At 37.0% G+C, this 7,332-nt stretch carries 4 protein-coding genes; 3 read left to right on the top strand and 1 reads right to left on the bottom strand.

Annotated elements, in window-relative coordinates; genetic code table 11:
• Window positions 1-99: 99 nt before the first annotated feature.
• Entirely contained in the window at window positions 100-1,230 is a 1,131-nt protein-coding gene (ytvI, locus tag KS419_RS07090) for a sporulation integral membrane protein YtvI (RefSeq protein WP_217065410.1), read from the bottom strand.
• 497 nt (window positions 1,231-1,727) lie between these two features.
• On the opposite strand from ytvI, the gene KS419_RS07095 reads away from it, so the two are divergent.
• From KS419_RS07095 to pflB, 3 genes are all read left to right on the top strand, one after another.
• A complete protein-coding gene (locus KS419_RS07095) occupies window positions 1,728-3,479 on the top strand; it encodes a 2-oxoacid:acceptor oxidoreductase subunit alpha (RefSeq protein WP_217065411.1) in 1,752 nt (583 codons plus the stop codon).
• Complete coding sequence (locus KS419_RS07100) at window positions 3,467-4,312, top strand: 2-oxoacid:ferredoxin oxidoreductase subunit beta (protein ID WP_217065412.1); 846 nt, start codon at window positions 3,467-3,469, stop codon at window positions 4,310-4,312. The genes KS419_RS07095 and KS419_RS07100 overlap by 13 nt, the downstream gene beginning before the upstream one ends.
• A 363-nt stretch (window positions 4,313-4,675) precedes the next feature.
• On the top strand, window positions 4,676-6,916 hold the full coding sequence (pflB, locus tag KS419_RS07105) for a formate C-acetyltransferase (RefSeq protein WP_217065413.1): 2,241 nt from the start codon (window positions 4,676-4,678) through the stop codon (window positions 6,914-6,916).
• The last annotated feature ends 416 nt before the right edge of the window (window positions 6,917-7,332 follow it).

The raw sequence follows: 7,332 nt of genomic DNA on the forward strand, positions 1-7,332 counted from the left end.
CTTCGGAAGTGACAACCGAAGTCAAAGATCGGACTTCTAGTTGTCATTCCTCCACTGCCCTACACTCGTGTTCATAGGCGCTTGCGCTTTTCTTATTGATTATGAACTTTTTTCATCTTCCCATCCAAAACGGATAAAAGACCAAATAGATTTTAAAACCCCAATATCTTTTAAAATCACAAAAAGGACAAGGGTAAACGGTCCAATGAATACTCCGATTACACCTAAAATCTGAAAACCAATAAAAAGAGCCATCAAAACTGCAAGTGGATTCAAATTCATACTGGAAGATAATACTTTCGGTTCAATGGTTTGCCTAATTCCAACTGTAACACCGTAAACAACGGCAATTCCAATGCCTAGACTAATATTCCCGGTAACAAAAAGATAGATAAACCATGGTATAAGTATCGTTCCAGATCCTAAGTAAGGAAGTATCTCTGCAATACCAACAATAAGAGCAATAGTAAACGCTTGATCTATACGTAGAATTAAGAGACCAATTAAGACAATGATGGATGCAATTGCCATCAAGATTACTTGTGCCCGTAAGAACCCAAGAACCCGATGCCGAAACATCTTTCTAAATTCTTTCCCTTTCTGTATAAATACGGCAGGTAATAACTTTAATGTGTTTCTACGAAGACTTTCCCAATCCTTTCCAATAAAGTAAAACGCGAGAAAGATAAATAGAAATGCGATTAAAAATGTTGGAACAGCTATGATTAAGTGAGTTAATCCGTCAGCAATCTTTTGACCCATTTCCGCAATAATTGTAGCTAATTGTGTTCCTAACTGAGTGATCCCTTCTTGAAGTGTGTTTTGTTGTTCTGGTGTAAGGTCATCAATGAACCCAGTGAATCGTTGCCATCTTGGTAAAACAGATTGATTAAAAAATATCTGAATATGTTCTGACGCAGTTTCAATCCACAATGGAACATTATTTGAGATTCGGCGCACCCCAAAAATAATGAGGAAGATTACTCCTGTAAATATGGCAGCTAATGTACCTAAGCCTAATAACAGTGTAATAAGCACGGCTAGTCCGTTTGGAAAGCGTAGTTTATTTCTCATCCATCGAATGAAAGGAAGAAAAATCCAAACGAGGGCCGAAGCAATCCAAAAGGGATAGGATACTTTAAAGATCCAAGTAACTCCCCATAGTGCCACGAAGAAAAAGATAACTGTTACTATAAACCTGGCGATCATCCAACCTTGAGATTTTGTCATAGGAGCCCTCCTACTAGGTATCTTTATATTACTAATTACATGGCTATGTTAACAGGTAATATTAATTTAAGAAGTATAATGTCGTTAAAATAAACATTTATTATAGCCAAAGAGGTAAATGGATCATTTTTCTTAATCATAGCAGAAAATTCTATTTGAGAAAATTACAATGTCCAATTAACAATAGTAAGAATAGTTTTGAAGATAAGAACTTGAATTTTTCGTCTGTTCACCTGTTATACATTAACTTAGATTTATTATATAACAGAAATTTAACCTGATTTATATATATAGACTAGGTTTTATTTTCAAAAGTGAAATTAAGTAGTATAATAAACTAAATATTATCATTTTTCAGATATATTAAGATAAATAGTATAAAAAATTTTAGAAGACATGTATTTTGGCAAAGGAGGTGCTATGTTACCCTCAAGTAATACAGTATTAAATTTTAGTTGTAACAAAGGAAAAGTAATACCATTTTAGGGGGGAATAAGATGCGAAGTTCAATTGAATGGATGGTTGGTGGTCAACAAGGGGAAGGAGTTGATTCCACCGGAGAATTGTTTGCTAAAACACTTGTTAGATATGGTTACTCCGTGTCAACATACAAGCAATTTATGTCTCGTATTAAAGGGGGACATACGAATTATAAAGTTAAAGCTACGGATCAACGAAACTTTTATTCTGGGGATGGTATAGATATTTTATTGTGTTTAGATAAGGAAACGCTTCCAAACCATGAGGGAGTATTAAATTCTGGTGCAGTTGTTATTCAAGAAGGAAAAGAAATAACAATGGAAACCCACAATACCACTTCTGGTACAGCCTACACAATTTTTACAGTACCACTGAAACAAATCGCTAAAGAATTAGGTAATCCTATGGCTAAAAATATGATTGCATTAGGGGTAAGTGTATCGCTTTTGGAACTCCCAGTGGATATCTTACACAATTTTATAGAGGAGATTTTTGCAAAAAAGGGAGAAGAGGTCATTTCATCGAACAAACAAGCTGTTCTCAAAGGATTTGAATTAACAAACGAGCATTTAACAAACCAAATTAGTGAATTAAAACCAACAGCAACCCAAAATCACTTGTTTATTTCAGGTAATGAGGCAACTGCTTACGGTAGTTTAATGGCAGGTTGCCGATTTTTAAGCGCATACCCTATTACACCTGCAAGTGAAATCATGGAATGGCTTTCAGAAAGATTGCCAGAAGTTGGTGGTACAGTCATGCAGGTGGAGGATGAAATTGCAGGACTCTGTTTTGCCATTGGAGCCAGTTACAGTGGAGTAAGGGCAATGACATCTACTTCTGGACCTGGTCTTAGTCTAAAGACGGAAGCATTAGGTATGGCGGGAATGAGTGAAGTCCCAATCGTTATTGTTAATTCTCAACGTGGGGGCCCATCAACAGGTCTGCCAACAAAACATGAGCAAAGTGATATTCAGCATATGATTTATGGAACGCACGGTGAGATTCCTAGAATTGTTCTATCTCCTGCAACGATAGAGGATTGTTTTTATATTGCAGCAGAGGGTTTTAATTTAGCGGATATCTATCAGTGTCCAGTCCTGATTGCATTAGATTTAGGGTTATCTATGAATAAAATGACAGTCCCTTCGTTTGATACAAAGCGTGTTGCTATCGATCGTGGTAAATTGTTGTCGAAAGATGAAGTTAAAGAAATGGGAGAAACCCATTTCAAGCGATACCGTTTCACAGAAGATGGAATTTCCCCAAGGCCATTACCTGGCATGGAACATGGGGTCCATACTACTAGCTCTAATGAACATGACGAAAGCGGTTATATATCAGAAGATCCTGAAAATCGTATAAACATGATGAGGAAACGATTAGAAAAAGTTAAACATGCCATGATTCAAGAGCCATATAAACTGTCTAGTAATCATGCTGAATCGGAACTTTTATTTGTAGGAATGGGATCTACGTATGGAATGATACAGGAAACAGTAGCAAAATTAAACGAAGAAGGAGTTAAAGCTGCCCACCTTCACATTCAACAACTGTATCCTTTACCAATGGATGAATTAGCTCCAATTTTTCAAGGAAAAAGAATTGTAACGGTAGAAAATAATTACCAATCTCAACTACTGCAATTATTAAAACAGTATGCACCAATTCACGATCGTGCAAGTTCAATTAATCAGTACGATGGTAATCCATTCACTGTCAGATCTATCTTGAAGCAAGTAAAGGAGTTGATAACATGGCAACATTAAAGGACTTGAGGGGAGATCAGCCTACATGGTGTCCAGGGTGTGGTCATTTTAGTATTATGGCTGGAATTCAGAAATCTATCATACAATTAGGCTATGAACCACATGAATTTGCTATTATTTCAGGCATTGGTTGTTCAGGGAAAGTGTCCGAATATGTTAGGACGAATGGATTCCACACGATTCATGGCAGGTCACTTCCTGTTGCTCAAGGGGTGAAGATGGGGAACCCAAATTTAAAAGTAATTGCCTCAGGTGGAGATGGAGATGGTTACGGCATTGGGTTGGGGCATTTTGTTCATGCTGCAAGAAGAAATATCGATATGTCCTATATTGTAATGGATAATAATATCTATGGGTTAACAAAGGGGCAAACTTCCCCGAGAAGTGAACATGGATTTGTAACTAAAACAACAAAGGGAGGAAATAAAGAATATCCAGTAGATCCTGTTTCCACTTCCATTGCCAATGGTGCAACCTTTGTGGCACAAGCCTTTGCTGGGGATATTAAACAAATGACAAATATGATTGAACGTGCAATAGAACATAAAGGCTTCAGTCATGTGAACATTTATAGTCCATGTGTCACTTTTAACAAAATTAACACGTATGACTTTTATAAGGAAAGACTCACAGCTTTTGAGAAGCCTTTTGAAACACGAGAAGAGGCCTTAACCGCTGTTCGTGCACATGATGGATTAGTTACAGGAGTTCTTTATGAGGAAAAAAGAGCAGATTACCAGGAGAAATTAGGTATTGAATTCGATATGCAATCCTGTACTAACGGAGAGATGAATGAAGAACTGTTCCATAAATTTGAAAAACAGTTCCAGTGATTTTGATTCATAAACGAAATGAAATTAGCGCCCCTTTTCTTTGATGAGAAGGGGATTTTTAATTGGGTTGAAATATTAAAATCCCCTCTTACAAACTGTATCATCGTTAATTCTGTACTGTATTAATAAATTCATCAATATGTCACAATTAAATATTGTTTTAGATGACAGTGTATTTTATACTTAAATTAGTTAATAAATGTGAATTGTTTCACAAGAATTCGTTCAATAAATAGACAGAAATTGATCATAAAATGGCTACAGTATTCTTGTGGAGAGTTGTGAGACAATGAACAGGTAAAACAGTTAATTATGTTAGTTAATATAAAAATAGTAACAATCTAATTTTTTGGAGGGGTTAACATGAAAGGGTTATTAACAAAACCGTGGGATAGTTTTACGAAAGGTAATTGGGAAAATGAAATCAATGTCCGTGACTTCATCCAACTAAACTATAAGCCTTACACTGGAAATGAAAGTTTCTTAGCTGATGCAACAACTGCGACAAAGGAATTGTGGGAGCAAGTTTTGCAATTATCCAAGGAAGAGCGTGAGAGAGGTGGCGTATACGATTTAGATACGGAGATTGTATCTACGATCACGTCCCATGGCGCTGGTTACCTTAATAAAGAAAAAGAAAAAATTGTCGGCGTTCAAACAGATGTACCATTCAAACGTTCTATGCAGCCTTTCGGTGGAATTCGTATGGCAAAAGGGGCACTGGAATCCTACGGATACGAGCTTGATAAAGATGTGGAAAGCTTTTTTAATAAATATCGTAAAACGCATAACCAGGGTGTGTTTGACGCTTATACTCCTGAAATGCTTTTAGCCAGAAAGGTTGGCGTCATCACTGGTTTACCTGATGCCTATGGCCGAGGTCGTATCATTGGAGACTACCGTCGTGTTGCCCTTTATGGAATTGACCGCCTTATGGAAGCTAAAAAAGAAGAGTGGAACAGTCTAACGGGAGCAATGACAGAAGATAAAATTCGTTTGCGTGAAGAAATTACGGAGCAATACCGTGCTTTAAATGAATTAAAAGAATTAGGATCTATCTATGGATTTGATATTTCAAAACCAGCATCAAATGCGACGGAGGCATTCCAATGGTTATATCTTGGTTACCTTGCTGCGATTAAAGAGCAAAACGGTGCTGCTATGAGCTTAGGAAGAGTTTCTACTTTCCTTGATATCTATATTGAAAGAGATATGGAAAATGGTATATTGACAGAGCAACAAGTACAGGAATTAGTCGATCACTTTGTGATGAAACTTCGTTTAGTGAAGTTTGCCCGAACTCCTGACTATAATGAATTGTTTAGTGGAGATCCAACGTGGGTTACGGAATCCATCGGCGGTATGGGTCTGGATGGACGCCCTCTTGTAACGAAAAACTCGTTCCGTTTCTTGCATACACTAAATAACTTAGGACCTGCTCCAGAACCAAATTTAACTGTATTATGGTCACCTGCATTACCAGAGGCATTCAAAAATTATTGCTCTAATATGTCTATAAAAACAAGTTCGATCCAATATGAAAATGACGAAATTATGAGGCCTGAATATGGAGATGACTATGGAATCGCGTGTTGTGTATCCGCAATGACAATTGGAAAGCAAATGCAATTCTTTGGTGCAAGAGCAAATCTTGGTAAAGCATTACTTTATGCAATAAATGGTGGTGTGGATGAAAAAGCGAAAGTACAGGTTGCTCCTAATCTTGAGCCAATCACATCAGAATACCTTGATTATGATGAAGTGGTGGAGAAATTTGATGTAGTTATGGAATGGCTTGCGGAGTTGTATATAAACACATTGAATATAATTCACTACATGCATGACAAATATAGCTATGAAAGAATTGAAATGGCTCTGCACGATAAGGAAATCCGTCGTACAATGGCAACTGGTATCGCAGGTCTTTCTGTAGTGGCTGATTCATTAAGTGCAATTAAACATTCACGAGTAAAAGTTATCCGAGATGAAGATGGATTGGCAGTTGACTATGAAATCGAAGGTGAATATCCGCAATACGGAAACGATGATGACCGTGTGGATCTAATCGCAAAAGAATTAGTGATTAAATTCTCTAAAATGTTAAAGAAACACCAAACATACAGAAATGCAGAGACGACAATGTCTATCTTAACGATCACATCTAATGTTGTTTATGGCAAGAAAACTGGGAATACACCAGATGGACGTAAAGCAGGGGAACCGTTCTCACCTGGAGCAAATCCATTACACGGAAGAGATAAAAAAGGTGCTCTTGCATCCTTAAACTCAGTGGCAAAAATGCCTTACGAACATTCTTTAGATGGTATCTCTAACACTTTCTCTATCGTACCTAAAGCATTAGGCAGAGAACAGGAAGATCAAATCAATAACTTATCTGCAATACTAGATGGGTATATGGACCAAGAAGGACATCATTTAAATATTAATGTGTTCGATCGCTCCACTTTGTTAGATGCAATGGAGCACCCTGAGGAATATCCACAATTAACGATTCGTGTATCAGGATACGCAGTAAACTTTATTAAATTAACACGTGAACAGCAAATTGATGTAATAAACCGTACGTTCCACGAGAGTATGTAATTTATTTTTGGTAACTAAATGCAATTTGTTTAATATAAGCTTGAAAAGAATTAGTTAAAGGGAGCAGATTGATACTGCGATACCAATCGCATGTTAAATAGGCTCCCTTTAAAAATTGGGTTTGGAAGTTAGAGTAAAATGTTTGTGGGTGGAAAAAAAGTAAGTTAAGGAAGAATATGTAACCTTGGTGACGAGTGGGGAAGTGGTTTTATTCCCCACTCGTCACCAAGGACACCAAGCGAAAGCGCGGTAGGTGTGAGCACATCACATGAAAAAAGGATCCTCTTTTTGTATAGTAAGTAACGACCAAGAAACCAACTGTACAAAGAGAAAGGACCCTTACTATGAAAGATACCATACCTAACATCACAATGAAAGAGATAGAAAGAATTACCTTCCGTGCTTTACAGGAAAGC

Source organism: Evansella tamaricis (genome assembly GCF_019042215.1).
GTDB lineage: Bacteria > Bacillota > Bacilli > Bacillales > Salisediminibacteriaceae > Evansella > Evansella tamaricis.

What these genes read in the sequence shown, in the direction of transcription:
- ytvI (WP_217065410.1), bottom strand. Translation starts at nt 1,230, where the DNA reads ATGACAAAATCTCAAGGTTGGATGATCGCCAGGTTTATAGTAACAGTT.
- KS419_RS07095 (WP_217065411.1), top strand. Translation starts at nt 1,728, where the DNA reads ATGCGAAGTTCAATTGAATGGATGGTTGGTGGTCAACAAGGGGAAGGA.
- KS419_RS07100 (WP_217065412.1), top strand. Translation starts at nt 3,467, where the DNA reads ATGGCAACATTAAAGGACTTGAGGGGAGATCAGCCTACATGGTGTCCA.
- pflB (WP_217065413.1), top strand. Translation starts at nt 4,676, where the DNA reads ATGAAAGGGTTATTAACAAAACCGTGGGATAGTTTTACGAAAGGTAAT.